Source organism: Thermomonas carbonis, assembly GCF_014396975.1.
In the GTDB taxonomy this organism is placed as follows: domain Bacteria; phylum Pseudomonadota; class Gammaproteobacteria; order Xanthomonadales; family Xanthomonadaceae; genus Thermomonas; species Thermomonas carbonis.
Genome location: NZ_CP060719.1, coordinates 994,939 through 1,014,238, shown reverse-complemented (window position 1 = coordinate 1,014,238; position 19,300 = coordinate 994,939). Strand labels below are relative to the sequence as shown.

Below are 19,300 nucleotides of genomic sequence, written 5' to 3'. Positions count from 1 at the left end.
GCACTGCCCGGGCAACTGTATATAGCGAATATATACAGATAATCTCAGTTGTCAATCTGTACGTCGGAGTTGCCCTTGCGGGTGACGCTCAGCGATACGCCTCCGCCGACCACGGCATCACGTACAGATCGCCCTGTCCGTTGCCGGCGCTCCGCAGGTAGGCGTCGAGTTCCGAGGTCGACAGCGGGCGGTCCGGCAACGGATCCATCGCGCTGCGGCGCTCCGCGAAGTACAGCCAGCCCCCGGTCGCGTCGACGAAGGGCGTGAACACGCCACTGGCACCGGGTCGGTTGAACGGCGCACCCAGATTGCGCGGCGCGCTCCAACCGTCGCCGTCGTGGACGCTGATGTACAGGTCGTTTTCGCCGATGCCGCCGGGCCGGTTCGACAGGAACAGCAGGTAGCCTTGGTCCGGCGCGATCCAGTGGTTGGATTCGTCGGCGTCGGTGTTGATCGGCGCGGGCAGGGGTTCGGCGCGGGCATAGCCGTCCGGCGTGGCGCGCGCGCGCATCAGGTCGCGCTGGCCGAGGACGCCGTCTCGTCCGGAGGCCGCGAAGTAGAGCGAGCCATCCGCCGCGATGGAACTGTTGGTTTCCGAACCGCTGCTGTTGACCGCATCGCCGAGGTGGCGCGGCTCGCTCCAGCCGCCACTCGGCAAGCGATCCACCCGCCACAAATCGAAATCCGGACGTCGCGCGCCACCGGCCTGCACGGGCCGGTTGGACGCGAACACCAGGGTGCGGCCATCGGGACTCATCGCCGGATCGATGTCGCGGTACTGGCCGGAGAACGCCGCCACCTGCGGTGCCTGCCAGCGGCCATCGGCGTCCTTCGTGGATTCCATGATCACCTGCACGCGATACCCGCGGTCGGCCTTGTTGAACCACAGCGCATCGCCCTGCGGGCTCATCGTGAATCCCCATTCGTCGTCGCCGGTGGACAGCACGCCGGGGGCGAGCAGGTGCGGCGTGGGCGCATCGGCGGCATGCGCGGCAATGCAGAACAAGGTCAGCGAGACGGCGGCAAGCAGGCGCATGGAGGTTCTCCCGTGATGGTGGCAGGGGAGATACGCGGACCGGCGGGATTCCCTGACGCGGAAGGAAGGCCGCTGCAGCACGCGTGTTCATCGCCGTCGCATGTCAGGAACGGCCACGTCGGCGCGTATCCCCGGTGTCCAGTCCCGGAGGCCGCATGGCCGATGCCGCCCACATCCCGAACTCGAGCCGCGCATTGCGTGCGCGCATCCGTGCCACCACGCGTCACATGCTGCGCGGCCTGGTGCCGGGCGGGAGTGCGATACAGCTGGCGCAGACCGATGCGCCGCTCGACGACGCGCACTTCGAGGCGGCGTTGTGCCGCAACTGCGGCATCGAACGCCACACCCCGCATTGCGGCACGTGTGGCCAGAAGGCGGTAGCGAGGTTCTCGCGGCGCGACGTGTGGGACGAGGCCTGGCAGAGCTGGCGGGTGTTCGAGCTGGCCATCGTGCACGCGGCGTTGCGGCTGGTGCGCGCGCCCGGGCTGGTGGCACGCGAATATGTGCTGGGGGCGCGCAAGCGGCATGTGCACCCCCTGAAGCTGCTGCTGTTCGCGGTGGCGCTGTTGGTCGTGGTGCTGGACAGAACCGGCTATCTCACCGCAGGCCAGACCACGCTGTCCGCGCAGATGCAGCTCGTGTCGGACTGGGCGCGCTGGTCGTTCAGCCTGGGCCTGTTCGCCATCATCATCGCGACGCGCGTGGTGCTGCGTCGGCGTCTGGACTACAACCTCGTCGAGCACCTGGTGCTGGCGTTGTACGTGCAGTTCGTGGTGATCGTGGCGAACCTGCTGAACCTCCTGCCGCTGTTGTTCCTCGATGCGGCCGCTTGGGCGCCACCGTGGCGGCAGGCGTCCGCGCACTACATGACCCCGCTCGAACTCGCGCTGGTGGGCATCGCCTGCGTGCAGTTCTTCCGACTCGACTGGCGGCGCGACGCATGGCGCATCGCCGCCGTGCTCGCGTTGTTCTTCCTCGCCAAGAAGGCGCTGCTGTTCGCCTACGGGCATTTCATCCAGCGGGTCGTGCTTGCGCACGCCGGCTGATCCGCTCCTTTTCCCTCTTTCATTGCATCGGACATCTCCATGAACCTTTCTCGCATGCGTGTTTCCTCCCTGGCCCTCGCGGTGCTGGCAGCCGTGGGCTGCGGCAAGGCCCCTGCAGTCGAAGCGGCGGGCAGTCCGCCGCAAGCGGCGCGCACGACGGCCGATGCCAACCTGGTCGCCGCGCAGATCGCCGACACCCTGCAGGCCTGTTCCTACGATGGCCGGCCCGTGCAGTTCGGCATGGGCGGCGCGGCGCCACGCGATTGCCGCGACATGATCGAACAGGTGATGGCGTTCACCGGGCTGCCGCAGAACTTCGACGTGACCGAAGCCGACGTGCCGAACGCGGCGGCGGCGATCCTGCTCGACCAGCAGAAGCTCCCGCACCGGGTGATCGCTTTCAATCCGCAGTTCATCGAACTGGTGCGTCGGGAAACCGGCGGCAATCCCTGGTCGGCGGTCAGCATCATGGCCCACGAAGCCGGCCACCACCTTGCCGGACACACCATCCAGCCCGGCGGCAGCCAGCCGCCGATCGAACTGGAGGCCGACAAGTTCAGCGGCTTCGTGCTGTACAAGATGGGGGCGAGCCGCAGCGACACGCTGAAGGCGATCAACACGCTGGTGCCGGAAGCGGTGCCCGGCGACAGCACCCACCCGGGACGCAGCCAGCGCGCGGCGGCAGTCGGTGACGGCTGGGATTCCGCGTGCCGGCAGACCGGCCGTGGCGATTGCGCCAGTGGCGCGCCTGGCAGCGCGCCAGCACCCGGCATCGTGGGCTCCGTCGTGCAATCGCCGGTGGCGCAAGAATCGGCCATCGACATCGGCGATGCGCCCGCCGCGCCGACCGCCACGCCTTCGCAAGCGCCCGTGGCGGCATCCGCATCCTCCACCGCGGTGGTGCTGCCCACGCCCGATCCGAAGGCGCTGCCGAGCAAGGGCATGCAATTCGTCTACGACGAGTACGGCATCCTCGATCCGAAGATCGTGGCCGATGCGGAACGGCAGATGTATGACCACGCCAAACAGCACGGCGTGGAGATCGTGACCATGCTGGTGAAAGACCTGCATGGCATGACCGCCGAGCAATACGGCTGGGCGATGATGCGGCAGTTGCGCGTGGGCAAGCTGGACGTCGGCAACGGCGCGGTGCTGGTGCTAGCGCCCGACCAGGGCCAGGCCGCGGCGGTCATGGGACCGGGCGTAGCGCTGGAGATGGGTTCGCATGACAAAAGCGCCCAGCTGAAACGCTGGATCGAGTCGGCGTGGCCGCAGTGCAAGCGCAAGAACGCCTGCGGCAACTGGACCGAAAACATGTTGTTGGCCGCCGACCACATCCGTCGGGACACCGACGACTGGGAATGGACCTTGCGCTATCAGTCGCTCGGCGACATCCAGGCGCAGGTGGCCGCCGAGAACGGCACCGTTCGCCCGCAGGACAGCGGGACCTGGCACAAGATCGTCCGCTTCGGCGGCACGGTCGTGGACCTGGCACCCCAAGCGGGCAACAAGGTGGCGTGGGTAAACGCGGCGCAGGTCGCAGACGGTCGCAAGGCGGTGCACGTGCGCAGCGACGAGGGGCTCACCGCGATGGTCTACCTGGATCCGCGCACCGAAGCGCTGATGCCCGGCGGCGCGTTGCAGGCCGGCAAGCGCTACGTCTTCATCGCGCGCGAGGCTGGGCTGTCGTGGAACCCGAAGGACACGCAGTCCCTCGACCTGCTCAGCTACGTGCAGGCGAAATGAGCGCGCCGCGCATCGCCGCCGGCATCACGTTCGCAAGCACGCTGGCGCTGGCGCCGGCATGGATGATGCTCGCCCTGCTGGGCGGCAATGGCTTGAACACCGAACAGGGCAACGTGCTGGTGGGCGGCGTGGGCGGGTGTCTGCTGGTGGCGTTGCTCGCGGCACCGTGGTCGGCGTTGCGGATGACCCGCGCGTTGCAGCTGAAGATGCCGGATCCACTCGCTGCCATCGCAGGCATCGGCGCTTCGATGCTCGCGGCAGTGCTCATGCTGGCGCTGGCGACAGGCGTGTTGCTTGGCGTGCTGGCAGGATGAAGTCCTTCACGACGCTGCTCCTGCTGCTCGCGGGTGCCGCCCACGCCGACGACCATTGGTGTGACCTGCCGCGTGCGCATCCACTCGATGCCGCGATGGCGGTGGCGATGGAGGCCAGCGGCGGTGTCACCGTCGACATGCACGATGCGCAAGGCGTGGCTTTCGACGGTTGGGATGCCGAACTCAACCGCCTCTATCGCAACGTGATGCAACAGTTCGGCGATGGCGTGCGCGCCATCACGCTGCGCGACGCGCAGCGCGCCTGGCTGGCATGGGACAGGGCCGAAACACGAAGCGACCTGGCCCAACAGGCAGAGGGTGGCAGCAGCGGTCCGCTGATGGTGACCGCCCTTGCGACGCAGCGTCGCCGCGCGCGTGCCTGCACCTTGCACGACATGCAGGGCGAACCGTGACGAATTGACCCTGTGCCAGCGGCAATGGATCATCCGGGATCCCCTGAAAGCCGCCCTCCATGTCAGCCACGGACGACATCACGCAATTGATGCAGCGATGGAGCGCGGGCGATGGCGGCGCGCTGGACGCATTGCTGCCGAAGGTCTACGCAGAACTGCGACGGCTCGCACGCATCCAGTTGAGCAGGCAACAGGGACATGACACCTTGCAGGCCACCGCGCTGGTCAACGACGTGCTGCTGAAGCTGATCGACCGCGACGTCCCGCAGCGACTGCAGAGCCGCGAACACCTCTACAACACCGCCGCTCGGATGATGCGCCAGCTGCTGGTGGACCGCGCCCGCAGCGCGAATGCCGACAAGCACGGCGGCGGCTGGCTGCGCGACGACTTCACCCGGGCGCTGGACCTGCCGATCCCCGAGCAGACCCGCCTGCCGGAGCTGGACGCGGCGCTGACCGAACTCGCGGTGCTGGAGCCGCGCATGGCGCAGGTGGTGGAGCTGCGCTACTTCATCGGCCTGAGCGTGGCCGAAGTGGCGGCGATGCTGGAACTGGAGGAACGCACCGTGTATCGGGACTGGGCGGCCGCGCGTGCATGGCTGAAGGATCGGCTGGGCGATTGACGCATGGGCGATGTCATGCAACGGCATCGCATTGCGTATCCCTCGCAGCATCGACAGACCCTGGCATGACCGCGACCGACGCCACCTTCGAACAACGCGCCCTGCACCTGGTCCGCGACCTGCTGGACATTGATGCATCGGCACGCGCCACGGCGTTGGCTGGCATCGAGCCGGAACTGCGGGCGCGGGTGGAAACCTTGCTGTCGCGGGTGGCGGACGACGACCTGCACGACGCGCCGCTCGACCAGCGCGTCGGTCCCTACCAGTTGCTCGAACGCATCGGCCAGGGCGGGATGGGCGAAGTGTTCCGCGCACGCCGCGTCGACGGCGCGTTCGAAAAGGACGTGGCGATCAAGCGCATCTGGGCTGGCCATGCATCGCTGGCCGCGCGCTTCGTGCGCGAGCGGCAGTTGCTGGCGCGACTGCAGCACCCGCACATCGCGCAGTTGCTAGACGGCGGCATCGACGATGCCGGCAAGCCCTGGCTGGCGATGGAGCTGGTGCGAGGCGACGACATCGCCACCTGGTGCGACGCCCAGGGCGCATCGCTGGCCCGTCGTGTGGAGCTGATGGCACAGGCCTGCGATGCCGTGGACCATGCGCATCGGCAACTGATCGTGCATCGCGACATCAAGCCGTCGAACATCCTGGTGGACGGGGAAGGGCACGCCAAGCTGCTCGATTTCGGCATCGCCCGCCTGCTGGACGAGCACGACGGCGAGCGCACGCAGACCCATGCAATGACCCCGGCCTGGGCGGCACCGGAACAGCAGCAGGGCGATCCGGTCACTACCGCGAGCGACGTCTACCAGCTCGGCCTGGTGGCGCGTGCGCTGCTCTCCGGCCTGCCGCGCGCCGGCAGCGCCGGGCGCATGTCGGCCGAGCATGCGCGCGTGCGCCGCGAGGCCCCCGCGATTGCCGATGTCCGTGCGCGTGTGCGCGGTACCACGCCTGAAGGCCTGCAGCGGCAGTTGCGTGGTGACCTGGACAGCATCGTCGCCCTGGCGACCGCGCGCGATCCGGACGAACGCTATCCCAGTGCGCGCGCCCTGGCGGATGACCTGCGAGGCTGGCTCCGCGGCAATCCCGTGCAGGCACGTCGCGACGAGCGCGGCTACCGCTTGCGCCGCGCCGCGCGCCGCTGGTGGCCGGCGCTCGCCGCAGGCGTCGCCGGCCTGGCATTCCTCGGCTTCCACTTCCACAGCCTGAGCAACGCACTCGGGCATACCGAACGCGCGCGCGCGCGCGCCGTGACCGCGGAGCGACAGGCCGCCGTCGATCGCGCGCAGGCGGAACGCGAGCGCGACGCCGCGCAGGCGGTCAGCGGCTACCTGGTCACCCTGTTCCGCGCCGCAAGCCCGGCCGCCACCCGCGGCGGCGAGATCAGCGCACGGGAGCTCTTGCGCAAGGGCGAGACGCAACTGGAGGAGGCCGTCGCCGGCGCGCAATCGCCGCCTGCGGTCGGCGCGATCTGGCAGGCGTTGGCGCAGGTGCACAACGAGCTCGGCGAATACCCGCGCGCGCTGGAACTGCAGCAGCGCGCCGTCGCCCAGCTGCGTCGCGACGGCAATCCGCAGGCGCTGGCCGAAGCGCTGCGGGTGCAGGCATGGGCGCACTATTTCCAGGACGACCCGCGCCATTTCCTCGAGCACGCGCAGGCATCGCACCGTCTCCTGGTCAGCGCCGGACTTGCCGATGGCCCGACGTTCGCGAAGACGTCATCGGCCCTGGGGTTGGCGTATTTCGTCAACGGCCAGCCCGATCGCGCCTGGCTGCAGTTCGATGCGTCAGTCGCGCTGGGCCGCAAGCTGGGCCCGAACGCGGCCGACGCGCACATCAAGAACCTGCTGAACGCCATTGCCGCCGCGAACGAAGCCAGCGAGCACGCGCGTGCCTATGCCTGGCTGGCCGAAGCCGAAGCCACCGCGATGCAACTGCGACCGCGCAACACCGACAGCGAATTGATGGTCGGCGCGCAACTGGGCGTCACCCTGCGCCGGCTCGACCGCCTGCCGGAAGCACGCGCGCGCCTCGAACCGATGGTCGCGCGCGCGCGCCAGCATTATGGCCTGGGTCATCCGCGCCTGGCTTTCGCGCAACTGGAGCTGGCCGCGCTCGACCTCGCCCAGGATCGCCCCGAACAGGCACTGGCCCGCATCGACGAACTGGAGCGGTTGGCCGCGCATGCCTTCAGCGCCGGGCACAGCACCCATGCCGACCTTGCCGGACTTCGCGGTGTTGCCCTGCTGATGCTGGGCAAGCCGGACCAGGCACGCGTTGCGCTGGCTCGTGCACGCAGCGTGCGGGGCGCCGGCTATACGCCCGAGGTCCGGGGTGACCTGGAGCAGGTTGCGATGGCGCGCAGCACCTGCGATGCAGGATTGCAGGACAAGGTGGCGCAGTTCACGGACTCCAGGCGGGCCGAGCCCTGGCAGCAGCGGCTCGGACAGCGGTGGCTCGGCGAATGCGCGCGCGCGCATTCGCGCAGCTGATCGAGCAGCACAGGCGCTTGCGACGCATGCGGATCGGTCATATCGATGTCAGCCTTTGCCGCATCGCCGCGTATCCCCGGAACCGCGCCAGTCAGGCGCTTTTCCCGGAGATCCCCCGATGCGCCTTCGCCACCGTCCTGTTCCGCTCGCCGCCACCCTCCTGCTGGCCCTCTTGCTGCCACCGCTGGCCATCGCCCATGACGCGCAGAACCAGCAGATCAAGAATGTCGCCGCGGGCACCGACCCCTCCGATGCGGTGAATGTCGCGCAGATGGAAAGCCGCGACCAGCAGGTGCTGGCGGCCGCGCAAAAGCATGCGGAGATCGGCGACGACGCGACCCTCGCCGCCGCGAAGGCGCATGCCAATGCAGGTGACGCGGCGACGCTCACCGCATCGAAGGCGTACACCGACACCACTGCCACGCAGACGCTGAACTCGGCGAAAGCCCATACAGACGTGAAGTTCGCCGCCTGGAACGACACCTTCACCCAATACCAGCAGCAAGTGGACCGCCGCTTCGCGCAGACCGACAGGCGCATCGACCAGATCGGCGCGATGGGCAGCGCGATGACCCACATGGCGGTGAACGCGGCGAACGGCGATTCCGCGAAGGGCCGCATCGCGCTTGGCGTCGGCGCGCAGGGCGGGCAGGGCGCGGTGTCGATCGGCTACGGCAAGCGCATCGGCGACCGCGGATCGTTCTCGTTCGGCGCGAGTTTCAGCAATGGCGAATCCGCCGTCGGCGGCGGTTTCGGCTTCGACCTCTGATTCGACACGGCACAGGGACGTGCCACCTCCGTCCGGCACGACGCCTCGACAAGGAAACGCCGGCAGCTGCCGGCGTTTCAGTTCCCGTTGCGATGCCCCGGATTACCAGATCTTCACCCGATCCTCGGGCTTGAGATACAGCTTCTGGCCGTCCTTGACCTTGAAGGTCTCGTACCAGGCGTCGATGTTGCGCACGGTCAGTGCGCGCCAGCGTGCCGGCGAATGGCCACCGCCGATCACCTGCGCACGCAGCGATTCGTCGCGGAATTTCGCCCGCCATGCCTGGCCGAAGGCAAGGAAGAAACGTTCGTCGCCCGTGAGCCCGTCGATCACCGGTGCCGGCTTGCCGCCCAAGGACGCGCGGTACGCGGTGTACGCCGCCTGCAGCCCGGCGACATCGGCGATGTTCTCGCCCAGCGTCTGTTCGCCATTGAGCGTCAGGCCCGGCAATGCCTCGTAGCTGTTGTATTGCGCGACGAGCTTGTCGGTGGCGGCCTTGAAATGCGCGGCATCGTCCTTCGTCCACCAGTTGCGCAGGCGACCTTCGGCATCGAACGCGGATCCGAGGTTGTCGAAGCCGTGGCTGACCTCGTGGCCGATCACCGCGCCGATCGCGCCGTAGTTCGCGGCATCGTCGGCCTTGGGATCGAAGAACGGTGCTTCCAGGATCGCGGCCGGGAAATTCATCGCGTTCTGCAGCGGCAATTGCACGGCATTGACCCGCTGCGGCGTCATCCACCATTCTTTGCGATCCGGTGCCTTGCCGAGCTTGGCGGTCTGGTGGCGATACTCTGCCTGCTCCGCGCGCAGCGCATTGCCCAGCGGATCATCGCGCTTCACTTCGTAGGCCGAGTAGTCGCGCCAGCTGTCCGGATAGCCCACGCCGACCAGCATCGTCTCGGCCTTGGTCTTGGCGATCTGCCTGGTCTCCGGCGACATCCACGCCAGCTGGTCCACGCCGTCGCGGAATGCAGCCAGGATGTTGCTGACCATCGCCTCGACCCGTGCCTTGGACGAGGCCGGGAAATACTGCTTCACGTACAACTGGCCGATGGCATCGCCCAGTGCGCCGTTGGTGTCGGCGATCGCGCGCTTCCAGCGGTCGCGCTGCTGGACGGTGCCCTGCAACTGCGTGTTGTAGAAGGCGAACTTGAGGTCTGCGTAGGCTTTCGGCAACAGGCTTGCGCTGTGGTCGATCGCACGGAACTGCAGGTAGTCCTTCCACGTCTGCAAGGGCTCGCTGGCGACCAGCGCGGAGAGCTTGCTGATCGCCTGCGGTTGCCACGCGAAGATCGTCTGCTGGCTGGCCAGCCCGGCGCCATCGAGGAATGCGCTCCAGTCGATGCCGGGTGCCTGCTTCGCCAGATCCGCCGTGGGCCAGGGATTGTTGGCCTTGTGCACGTCCTGGCTGTCGATCACGTTGGCGTGCGCCTTCGCGATCTTCATCTCCAGGTCGAAGATCGTCTTCGCCTTGCGGTCCGCATCGGCATCGCCGGCGAGCGTGAGGAGCGACGCGATGTAGGCCTGGTAGGCGGCACGGTTGGCGTCCATGCCGGGACCGCTGGCCAGGTAGTACTCGCGGTCCGGCATGCCCAGGCCGCCCTGCATCAGGTAGCCCACGTTCTTCGACGGATCTTCCAGTCCCTGCGCCACGAACAGGCCGAACAGATTGTCGGTGTGGAAATTCGTGTCGTTGAGCGGATCGGTGTCCGCGCGCACCTGCCCGCCCAGGTAGCGCGAGAGCGAAGTGCGGTCGCTGATCGCGGACACCTTGTCCAGCGTCGGCTGCAGCGGTGCCAAACCGCGCGACTCGATGCCGGCCTCGTCCATGAACGCGGCGTAGTAGTCGGCGATCTTGCGCTCGTTGCTGCCCGCCGCCGCTTCGGATTTGTCCAGGCCCTGGATGAGGTCGGCCAGGCGCTTCTCGCCGCGCTCGGCGATGTAGAAGAACGTGCTCACGTTGGCCCGATCCTCCGGGATTTCTGTCGCTTGCTTCCACGCGCCGTTGGCGTACGCGTCGAAGTCGTCGCCCGGCTGCACGGCCTTGTCGATGCCGGCCAGGTCGATGCCGGACGTCGCTGCCACAGCTGCAGCGGTGGCAGCAGGCGTGGGTTGCGTCGAGGTCGTGCCGCGGTCGCAGGCGGCGAGCGATGCAAGGATGGCCAGCGCGAGCACGGCGCGGCGAAGGGACATGGACGACATGGGCGAAGCCTCGCGTGGATGACTCGCGCATCCTGCGCCGATCCGGCGCAGGAACATGTGCAGGAAGTCAGTCACCCCCTCATGCGGCGAAGATCGAATGTGGAGGCAACTGCGAGAATCGGATCGCCATGGCGCGCGCGGGAGGACGATCCTGGACGCCTGAGACCACTTCCCCTGGCAGGAATCGTGAGGTGACATTCCACCCCAACGATGATCCAATCGGGGCCTCGCGCGCAGTCAAAGATCCTGAGGAAGAACACGAATGGCAACCAAGCAACCGGCTCCGTTCGCCATGGAAGAATTATCGTTTGCAGCCAAGCCTGCCTCGATGAAGCTGTGCGTTCGTCCGCTTGAGAAGCTCAAGGACGCTGCTACCTGATCTTGCCGGCGACGGGAGATATCGCGAATGGCAGGGGTGCTCGAGGGATGACCGAATCGCCGGCGCAAGTCAAGCTGGGCTATCAACTGCTGCGCCAGGGGCGACCATTGGACGCACTCCGGTTGAGCGACCAGATCCTTCGGTCCTCGCCCGAGAATCCGCATGCGCTGGTGCTTGCTGCCGAAGCGCACCTGATGGACGAGAAGCTAGTCGAGGCCCTGGCGCTGATGGAGCGCGCCATCGTTGCAAGTGGCGGGAACCCCATCCTCAAACTCAAGAAGGGTCGGCTGCTCCTGGAAATGCGTAGACGCGCGGAAATTCCACCGCTCGTCAAGGACGTGGCAACCCAGGCGACAAGCAATGGCAATCTTCTCTGGCTTCTCGGGAACCTCTGCTATCGCTGCAACATGCAATCCGAGGCCATCCGCTATTTCGATGCGGCGCGCACACTGATTGGCGACGAGCCTGGCCTTGTGTACGAGCTTGCGCTTGCGCGCTTCTTCAGCGGTGCGTCGGAGCAGGCTGAACGCGATCTTGACCGGATTCCAGCGAACTCGCCCCAGAGTGCGTATGCGATGTATCTGCGCGCGACGCTGCGCAAGCAGACACCGCAGCGCAACCACGTAGCGGATCTGCGCGAAAAGATCCGGCAAGGCACCCGAACCCAGGCGGACACGGCATCCCTGCACTACGCATTGGCGAAGGAACTCGAGGACCTCGGGGAGTTCGATGAATCGTTTTCCGCGTTGCGCATCGGCGCAGCAGCGCAGCGAAGCACCCTGCGATATGACGTGCGCCATGACATCGCGGCGATGCGTGCGATGCAGGCGGCATACACGGCTGAGGCGTTTCAGACACAAGCAACGGATGGTGATGCCGGGGAAGGTGCGATCTTCGTCCTCGGGATGCCTCGCAGCGGAACCACGCTGGTCGAGCGATTCCTGACCCAGTCCGGACAGGTACGATCCGCGGGTGAGTTGCCTGACTTCCCCAACCTCCTGACCGAAGCCGTAGCGCACATCGCCGACACCCGCGCCGACCTGACGCCCGCGGCAGCGTCACTGGGAATCGATTTTCCAGCCCTTGGTCGCGAGTACATGCGCGGCGCGCGCGAAGCCGCTGGCGGGCATCGAGTGTTCATCGACAAGGCGCCCCTGAACTTTTTCTACTGCGGCGCGATCCGAATGGCATTGCCCCGCGCCAAGATCATCCACCTTTGGCGGGATCCCCTGGACAACTGCTACGCGCTGTTCAAGACCTTGTTCTTCGGTGCGTACGATTTTGCCTGCGACCTCGAGGATCTTGCCCGGTACTACATTGCATATGACCAATTCATGCGTCATTGGCACATGGCGATGCCAGACCGAATCCTGAGCGTGCAGTACGAAGACCTGGTGACGACGCCGGAAATCGAAGCAAGACGCATCTACGCCTGGTGCCAGCTGGAGTGGAACGATGCGGCGCTGGATTTGCCGAAGGCCGGTCAGGTGTTTGCCACCGCCAGCGCAGCGCAAGTGCGTGAACCCATCCATCTGCGTTCAGTTCACAGCTCCCGTCGCTACTGGAACCAGCTTTCATCCCTCAGGGACACATTGACTGCCGCCGGAATCCCCCTGCAGCCGTGAGGATTCCGCTTGCCAGCAGGGAACACAAGAACACAACGCAAGGGGCAACGGCGGACCGGGAGCTGAATGCCGACATCGTCATTTCCACGCGCATAGCGCAGACCTTGCTGATCCATGCGAAGGACGACGCGGTCGAGCCCGTCCACTGGTCCGAGGGAGACGCGAGGGAACTTCGGAAGGTCGTGTGGACGTGACGCTCAACAGCCACGAGACCGCTGGCCGTGCGTTCGGAGTCAGGAGCAAGGCATGAGCACGGACCGATGGATGGACGATGCCCGTGGCTGGCCGCAGGAGGTATGCGAAATCGAAGGTGCATGGATCCCGCGCCTGCGCACCTCGCGGTGATACGCGAAGATGTCATCGAGGCAGAGGTAGACCACCGAGGTCCGCGCCGCGTCGGGCGGCGGATTGATCGATTCATCCACCATGATCCGGCAATCGTCCAGCACCAGCATCGCCCAACGCCCCAGTCGTCGTTGCGCCCCTCGGCGAGGTCATGTGCAGGAGGTCATTCGGCGACGCGGCAGCCGCACAAAAAAACAGGCGCCGGGTTGCCGGCGCCTGCGAACCACGGGGGAGGGCGTGGTTACTGGGTGATGTCCACGTTCCTGGTTTCGCGCAGGAACAGGGTGCCGATGACCAGTGTCATCAACGCGATGCCGATCGGATACCACAGGCCGTAGTAGAGGTTGCCGGTACCCGCGACCAGCGCGAACGAGATCGCCGGCAGGAAGCCACCGAACCAGCCGTTGCCGATGTGGTACGGCAGCGACATCGAGGTGTAGCGGATGCGGGTCGGGAACAGCTCGACCAGGAACGCGGCGATCGGGCCGTAGACCATGGTCACGTAGATCACCAGCACCCACAGCAGGAACAGCGTCATCGGGATGTTGATGCGCGCGGTGTCCGCCTTTTCCGGATAGCCGGCGCTGGTCAGCGCCGCCTTCAACGCAGCGCCGAACTCGCCCGCCTTCGCCTTCACTTCGTCCTTGCCCAGGCCGGCGGCTTCGTACGACACCACCGTGTTGCCGCCCACCTGCACCTGCGCCAGCGCACCTGCCGGGCCCGGCTGGATGTCATGCGGCACGCCGGCCTTGGTCAGTGCGGCGGTAGCCATGTCGCAGGAGCTGGTGAACTTGCGGATGCCGACCGGATCGAACTGGAAGCTGCAGGTCGCGGGATCGGCGATGACCACCGCCGGCGACGACGTGCGCGCTTCCTCGATCGCCGGATTGGCGTAGTGGGTGATGCCCTTGAAGATCGGGAAGTAGGTGATCGCCGCCAGCAGGCAGCCGGCCATGATGATCTTCTTGCGGCCGATCTTGTCCGACAGCCAGCCGAAGAACAGGAAGAACGGCGTGGCCAGCAGCAGCGCGCCGGCGATCAGCAGGTAGGACACGGTCGGGTCGACCTTGATCATGCTCTGCAGGAAGAACAGCGCGTAGAACTGGCCGCCGTACCAGACCACCGCCTGGCCCGCGGTGGCGCCGAACAGCACCAGCAGCATCAGCTTCAGGTTGCCGCCCTTGAGCGAATCGCGGAACGGCTGCTTCGAGCCCTTGCCCTCGGCCTTCATCTGCTGGAACAACGGCGACTCCGCCAGTTGCAGGCGGATCCACACCGACACGCCGAGCAGCACGATCGAGCCCAGGAACGGGATGCGCCAGCCCCAGTCCTCGAACGCTTCCGTGCCCAGGGTCAACCGGCAGGCCAGGATCACCGCCAGCGACAGGAACAGGCCCAGCGTCGCCGTGGTCTGGATGAAGGCGGTGTACAACCCGCGCTTGCCAGGCGGTGCGTGTTCGGCCACGTAGGTCGCCGCGCCGCCGTACTCGCCGCCCATCGCCAGGCCCTGGGCCAGTCGCAGCACGATCAGGATCACCGGCGCGGCGATGCCGATGCTCGCGTAGTTGGGCAACACGCCGACCAGGAAGGTCGAGATGCCCATGATCAGGATGGTGACCAGGAAGGTGTACTTGCGGCCGATGCGGTCGCCCAGGCTGCCGAAGAACGCCGCGCCGAACGGCCGCACGAAGAAGCCCGCGGCGAAGGCCAGCAGCGCGAAGATCATGCCGGTGGTTTCGTTGACGCCGCTGAAGAACTGCTTGGCGATGATCACCGCCAGCGAGCCGTAGAGATAGAAGTCGTACCACTCGAACACGGTGCCGAGGCTGGAGGCGAAGATGACCTTCTTGTGGCCCTTGGTCAGGTCGCCCGCGGGTGCAGGTTGCGCGGTCGTGGAACTCATGTGATTCCCCTTAGAAGCTGTACTTGACGGAGGTGTGCAGGCGGCGCAGGTCGCCATCGGCGCCGCTCTCCACCTCGCGATTGCCCCAGATCAGTTCCGCGCCGATGTCGAGTTTCGGGAACGGACTGTAGATCAGGTTGGCGTGCACCGATTGCGCGGACCTGGTGACCCCAAAACCGGTCCAGTCGGTGTCGTTGTCCAGCTGCGCGCGGGAGAACATCAGGTTGCCGCGCAGCTTCGGGTCGAACACGTGTCGCCACGCGACGAAGCCGGCCAGCACGCCGGTGCCTTCGATGTCGGAGCCGGTCGCATCCAGCGCGCCATCCGCACCCAGCGCGAAGCCGACATAGCGGCCGATGCCCTGGCCGCCGGTGAGCATGTAGCGGATGTCGTCGTTCTTGCCGATGTTGTATTTGCCCGACACGCTCACGCCGAAGCCGCTGCCGTCGGCGCTGGTGGTGGCGGTTTCGTAACGCAGCTGGCGCGCCAGGCCGGCGACGCTGAAGTGGCCCCACTCGCCCTTCCTGGTCCAGCGCGCGGTGACGTCCGGCATCACCCCGTCGTCGCTGTTGCTGCGGGTGGTGCTGCGGTACGCGGTGACCACGGTCTGCGGGTTCTCCAGCGACACCGAGAACGCGCCGCTGGTGTAGCGCAACTGTGTCTGCCGCACGAAGGTGGTGCCTTCGGTCGGGCCGACGAAGTCCACCGCATCCGGCAACGCCGCGGTGTCCTGGAAGTTCGACCAGGCCTGGCCGGCCAGCCACTTGTCCCAGGTCACGTAGGCCTGGCGCAGGGCGAGCGCGTGGGTGTTGGTCGCGGCCTCGTTGCCGATCTGGTTGCTGCCGCCGCCGAACAGGTCGAACTCCAGGTAGGCGCGGGTCTTGTGGCCCTGCATCTCGCCATCGGCGGCGAACCAGAAGCGCGAGAACTGCGCATGGGTGTCGGTGTCGACGTGCGATTCGTCGGCACCGCCGACCGGGATCGCGCTGGGCAGGTAGAACATGCGCCCGGCGCTGCCGTCGGCGATCTCGCCGGCGTTGGTGTCGGTCGCCATCGCATCGACCTTGATGAAGCCACCAAAGCTGAAGCGGCCATTCGGATTGCCGGCGGTGAGAATGGGCGTGCCCTGGATCGACTTGGCCGGATCCGCAGCGGGCGCGGCCTGCGCGACCTTGACCTGGTCCAACAGCGCCTTGGTATCGACGATGCTGGCCTGTTGCTGTTGCTGCGCGCCGATCAGTGCCTGCACCTGCGCTTCCAGTTGCGCGATGCGCGCTTCCAGTTCTTTCTCTTTCGCGGTCTGCGCCATCGCCATGCCGGGCGCCAGCAGGGCCAGCGTCATCGCCAGCGCCAACCGTTTGCGCGGTGCGTTCGTTGCCATCGTGATCCCCTCCCAGGGCATCCGTGGATGTCCACGGAAGCTGGAGGGTGCGCGTGCACATGGTGGCGCGACCATTCGCCTTTGGTCGCAAACGGGCCCGCTTACGACCATCGTCTAAGCCGCCTGCGGCAATGCAGCAGGAGGGATGCGGCACACTTGCACGCAGGGCGGCACAGGCCGCGCGAGACATGCAACGGAGTGACGACATGGGCGATGTATATCCGGTGGACCCCGCGTTCGGTGCCGCCATCGGCAGCGATGCCTACGCGCGCATGTGCGCCGATGCGGCCGCCGATCCCGAAAGCTTCTGGCGCGATGCCGCCAAGCGCCTCGACTGGTATCGCGCGCCGACGCAGATCAAGGACGTCAGCTACGACCTCAAGGATTTCCACATCCGCTGGTTCGCCGATGGCGAGCTCAACGCAAGCGTCAATTGCCTGGATCGCCATCTGGCATCGCGCGGCGACCAGGTCGCGCTGATCTTCGAACCGGACAGCCCCGACGCACCGTCGCAACGCATCACCTATCGCGAACTGCATGCGCGCACCTGCAAGCTGGCCAACGCGCTGCGCAACCTCGGCGTGCAGAAGGGCGACCGCGTCACGATCTATTTGCCGATGATCCCCGACGCGGCCGTCGCCATGCTCGCCTGCGCGCGCATCGGCGCGGTGCATTCCGTGGTGTTCGGCGGCTTCGCCCCGCAATCGATCGCCGACCGCGTGCAGGACTGCGGAACGAAATTGATAATCACCGCCGATGACGGCCTGCGCGGCGGCAAGAAGATCCCGCTGAAGGCGAATGTCGATGAAGCGTTGAAGCTGCCCGGCACCAATACCGTTGAAACCGTTTTGGTCGTGCGCCACACCGGCGGCGCGGTGGACATGCAGATGCCGCGCGACCGCTGGTTCGATGCGGTGGTCGATGGCCAGCCCGACACCTGCGAGCCCGAACGCATGAACGCGGAAGATCCGCTGTTCATCCTCTACACCTCCGGCAGCACCGGCAAGCCGAAGGGTGTACTGCACACCACCGGCGGCTACTTGTTGTGGGCCGCGTACACGCATGAACTGGTGTTCGACCTGCGGCCGGGCGATGTCTACTGGTGCACCGCGGACGTGGGTTGGGTCACCGGCCACAGCTACATCGTCTATGGGCCGCTGGCGAACGGCGCGACCGAAGTGATGTTCGAGGGCGTGCCGAACTATCCGAACGTGTCGCGCTTCTGGGAGGTCATCGACAAGCACCAGGTCACGATCTTCTACACCGCGCCGACCGCGATCCGCGCGCTGATGCGCGAAGGCGACGCGCCGGTGAAGCGCACCTCGCGCGCGTCGCTGCGCCTGCTCGGCAGCGTCGGCGAACCGATCAATCCGGAAGCATGGCGCTGGTATTACGAGACCGTCGGCGACAGCCGCTGCCCGGTGGTCGATACCTGGTGGCAGACCGAGACCGGCGGCATCCTCATCTCGCCGCTGCCCGGCGCCATCGACCTCAAGCCCGGTTCCGCGACCAAGCCGCTGCCCGGCGTGATACCTGCACTGGTCGATGCGAACGGCGGCATCCTCGACGGCGCGACCGAAGGCAACCTGGTCCTGCTGGATTCCTGGCCCGGGCAGATGCGCAGCGTCTACGGCGACCACCAGCGTTTCATCGACACCTACTTCAAGACCTATCCCGGCATGTACTTCACCGGCGACGGTTGCCGCCGCGACGAAGACGGTTACTACTGGATCACCGGCCGCGTCGACGACGTGATCAACGTCAGCGGCCACCGCATCGGCACCGCGGAAGTGGAGAGCGCGCTGGTCTCGCACCCCAGGGTCGCGGAAGCAGCGGTGGTCGGCTTCCCGCACGACATCAAGGGCCAGGGCATCTACGCCTACGTGACCCTGCTGGCCGGCGAAACCGAATCGGAAGAACTGCGCAAGGAACTGGTGGCGTGGGTGCGCAAGGAGATCGGGCCGATCGCCTCGCCCGACCACCTGCAATGGGCGCCGGGCCTGCCGAAGACGCGAAGCGGAAAGATCATGCGCCGCATCCTGCGCAAGATCGCCGAGGACGCGCCGGACCAACTGGGCGACACCAGCACGCTGGCGGATCCGTCGGTGGTCGACTCCCTGGTCAGGAACCGCAAGGGCGGCTGACCCGCGCGCCATGACCACCATCCTCATCGCCGACGACCACCCGCTGTTCCGCGAGGCACTGCGCGGCGTGGCGTTGCGCCTGCTGCCTGGCGCGCAGATCCGCGAGGCGGAGAACGCCGACGCGCTATACGCGATGGTCGATGCCGAACCGGATGCCGACCTGCTGCTACTCGACCTCAACATGCCCGGCACGCAGGGCTTCTCCGCGCTGGTGCACCTGCGCGCCGCGCATCCGCAACTGCCGGTGGCGATGGTCTCCGCGCGCGAGGAACCCGAGGTGATGCGTCGCGCGCTGGACCACGGTGCGATGGGCTTCATCCCGAAATCTTCCGATGCCGCGACGCTGGCCACCGCGTTGCAGCAGGTGCTCGACGGCGAACGTTGGGTGCCCGACGCGGCGCTCAACGCGGCGCCCATCGCCGACGACGAACGCGCCATCGCCGCGCGGGTACGCGAACTCACCCCGCAACAGTTCCGCGTGCTGCAGATGCTCGGCACCGGCCTGCTCAACAAGCAGATCGGCTACGAACTCGGCGTGTCGGAAGCGACCATCAAGGCGCACATGAGCGCCATCCTGCGCAAGCTCGGCGCCAACAACCGCACCCAGGCCGTGTTGCTCGCCGGCAAGCTGGCGGTGGATCCGGACAAGGTGGTGGCGCCGGAGGGCGATTGAGGGCAATCGCGCGTGTTCGGAAAATCCTTTGGAGGCAGATGCTTTCGACCTTACATCTACGGTGCATCAATTATCTAAGATGTTGGGAAAACGTAATGGGCCATCAGGGCGCAACTGCCCTGCACGCCCCAGCGGCCGAGCAGCCCGCGCATGCCGGATTGGCTTATCGACATCGGCCTTGCCGCGATTCCTTCGCTGATATCTCGTTC

16 protein-coding genes are annotated in these 19,300 nt (G+C 66.7%); 11 read left to right on the top strand and 5 right to left on the bottom strand.

Annotated elements, in window-relative coordinates; all coding sequences use genetic code 11:
• Positions 1–88: 88 nt before the first annotated feature.
• The gene (locus tag H9L16_RS04690) at positions 89–1,036 is read right to left on the bottom strand and encodes a TolB family protein (protein WP_187553401.1); all 948 of its coding nucleotides are present in this window, start codon (positions 1,034–1,036) and stop codon (positions 89–91) included.
• A gap of 155 nt (positions 1,037–1,191) precedes the next feature.
• On the opposite strand from H9L16_RS04690, the gene H9L16_RS04685 reads away from it, so the two are divergent.
• The 7 genes from H9L16_RS04685 to H9L16_RS04655 all read left to right on the top strand — a co-directional run bounded on the left by H9L16_RS04685 (position 1,192) and on the right by H9L16_RS04655 (position 8,439).
• Positions 1,192–2,082 carry a DUF3667 domain-containing protein gene (locus H9L16_RS04685; RefSeq protein WP_187553400.1) on the top strand — a complete coding sequence of 297 codons (891 nt, stop codon included), beginning with the start codon at positions 1,192–1,194 and terminating at the stop codon, positions 2,080–2,082.
• Positions 2,083–2,136: 54 nt separating this feature from the next.
• Positions 2,137–3,828: a TPM domain-containing protein gene (locus H9L16_RS04680; RefSeq protein ID WP_187553399.1), complete on the top strand. Its 1,692-nt coding sequence runs from the start codon at positions 2,137–2,139 to the stop codon at positions 3,826–3,828.
• Complete coding sequence (locus H9L16_RS04675; RefSeq protein WP_187553398.1) at positions 3,825–4,142, top strand: hypothetical protein; 318 nt, start codon at positions 3,825–3,827, stop codon at positions 4,140–4,142. The genes H9L16_RS04680 and H9L16_RS04675 overlap by 4 nt, the downstream gene beginning before the upstream one ends.
• Positions 4,139–4,555, top strand: a complete 417-nt coding sequence (locus H9L16_RS04670; RefSeq protein ID WP_187553397.1) for a lysozyme inhibitor LprI family protein — start codon at positions 4,139–4,141, stop codon at positions 4,553–4,555. The genes H9L16_RS04675 and H9L16_RS04670 overlap by 4 nt, the downstream gene beginning before the upstream one ends.
• Before the next feature lie 59 nt (positions 4,556–4,614).
• A complete protein-coding gene (locus H9L16_RS04665; RefSeq protein WP_187553396.1) occupies positions 4,615–5,178 on the top strand; it encodes an ECF-type sigma factor in 564 nt (187 codons plus the stop codon).
• 65 nt (positions 5,179–5,243) lie between these two features.
• Positions 5,244–7,670, top strand: coding sequence for a serine/threonine-protein kinase (locus H9L16_RS04660; RefSeq protein WP_187553395.1), 2,427 nt, complete (start codon positions 5,244–5,246; stop codon positions 7,668–7,670).
• A gap of 118 nt (positions 7,671–7,788) precedes the next feature.
• Positions 7,789–8,439 carry a YadA-like family protein gene (locus H9L16_RS04655; RefSeq protein WP_187553394.1) on the top strand — a complete coding sequence of 217 codons (651 nt, stop codon included), beginning with the start codon at positions 7,789–7,791 and terminating at the stop codon, positions 8,437–8,439.
• Positions 8,440–8,541: 102 nt separating this feature from the next.
• Here the strand turns inward: H9L16_RS04655 and H9L16_RS04650 are convergent, their stop codons facing one another.
• The gene (locus H9L16_RS04650) at positions 8,542–10,632 is read right to left on the bottom strand and encodes a M13 family metallopeptidase (protein WP_187553393.1); all 2,091 of its coding nucleotides are present in this window, start codon (positions 10,630–10,632) and stop codon (positions 8,542–8,544) included.
• 271 nt (positions 10,633–10,903) lie between these two features.
• Here H9L16_RS04650 and H9L16_RS16600 point away from each other — a divergent pair, with 271 nt between their 5' ends.
• Together H9L16_RS16600 and H9L16_RS04640 are read left to right on the top strand one after the other, a co-directional pair.
• Positions 10,904–11,020 carry an HU family DNA-binding protein gene (locus H9L16_RS16600; RefSeq protein WP_484600442.1) on the top strand — a complete coding sequence of 39 codons (117 nt, stop codon included), beginning with the start codon at positions 10,904–10,906 and terminating at the stop codon, positions 11,018–11,020.
• Positions 11,021–11,067: 47 nt separating this feature from the next.
• Positions 11,068–12,645: a tetratricopeptide repeat-containing sulfotransferase family protein gene (locus H9L16_RS04640; protein WP_187553392.1), complete on the top strand. Its 1,578-nt coding sequence runs from the start codon at positions 11,068–11,070 to the stop codon at positions 12,643–12,645.
• Positions 12,646–12,878: 233 nt separating this feature from the next.
• Here H9L16_RS04640 and H9L16_RS04635 read toward each other — a convergent pair whose 3' ends face one another.
• The 3 genes from H9L16_RS04635 to H9L16_RS04625 all read right to left on the bottom strand — a co-directional run bounded on the left by H9L16_RS04635 (position 12,879) and on the right by H9L16_RS04625 (position 16,274).
• The gene (locus H9L16_RS04635; RefSeq protein ID WP_187553391.1) at positions 12,879–13,100 is read right to left on the bottom strand and encodes a hypothetical protein; all 222 of its coding nucleotides are present in this window, start codon (positions 13,098–13,100) and stop codon (positions 12,879–12,881) included.
• 131 nt (positions 13,101–13,231) lie between these two features.
• Positions 13,232–14,893, bottom strand: a complete 1,662-nt coding sequence (locus tag H9L16_RS04630; protein WP_187553390.1) for an MFS transporter — start codon at positions 14,891–14,893, stop codon at positions 13,232–13,234.
• 10 nt (positions 14,894–14,903) lie between these two features.
• On the bottom strand, positions 14,904–16,274 hold the full coding sequence (locus H9L16_RS04625) for a DcaP family trimeric outer membrane transporter (protein WP_187553389.1): 1,371 nt from the start codon (positions 16,272–16,274) through the stop codon (positions 14,904–14,906).
• Between the two features lie 206 nt (positions 16,275–16,480).
• On the opposite strand from H9L16_RS04625, the gene acs reads away from it, so the two are divergent.
• Both acs and H9L16_RS04615 read left to right on the top strand, forming a co-directional pair.
• Positions 16,481–18,418: an acetate--CoA ligase gene (acs, locus tag H9L16_RS04620; protein ID WP_187553388.1), complete on the top strand. Its 1,938-nt coding sequence runs from the start codon at positions 16,481–16,483 to the stop codon at positions 18,416–18,418.
• 10 nt (positions 18,419–18,428) lie between these two features.
• Complete coding sequence (locus H9L16_RS04615; protein ID WP_187553387.1) at positions 18,429–19,091, top strand: response regulator transcription factor; 663 nt, start codon at positions 18,429–18,431, stop codon at positions 19,089–19,091.
• The last annotated feature ends 209 nt before the right edge of the window (positions 19,092–19,300 follow it).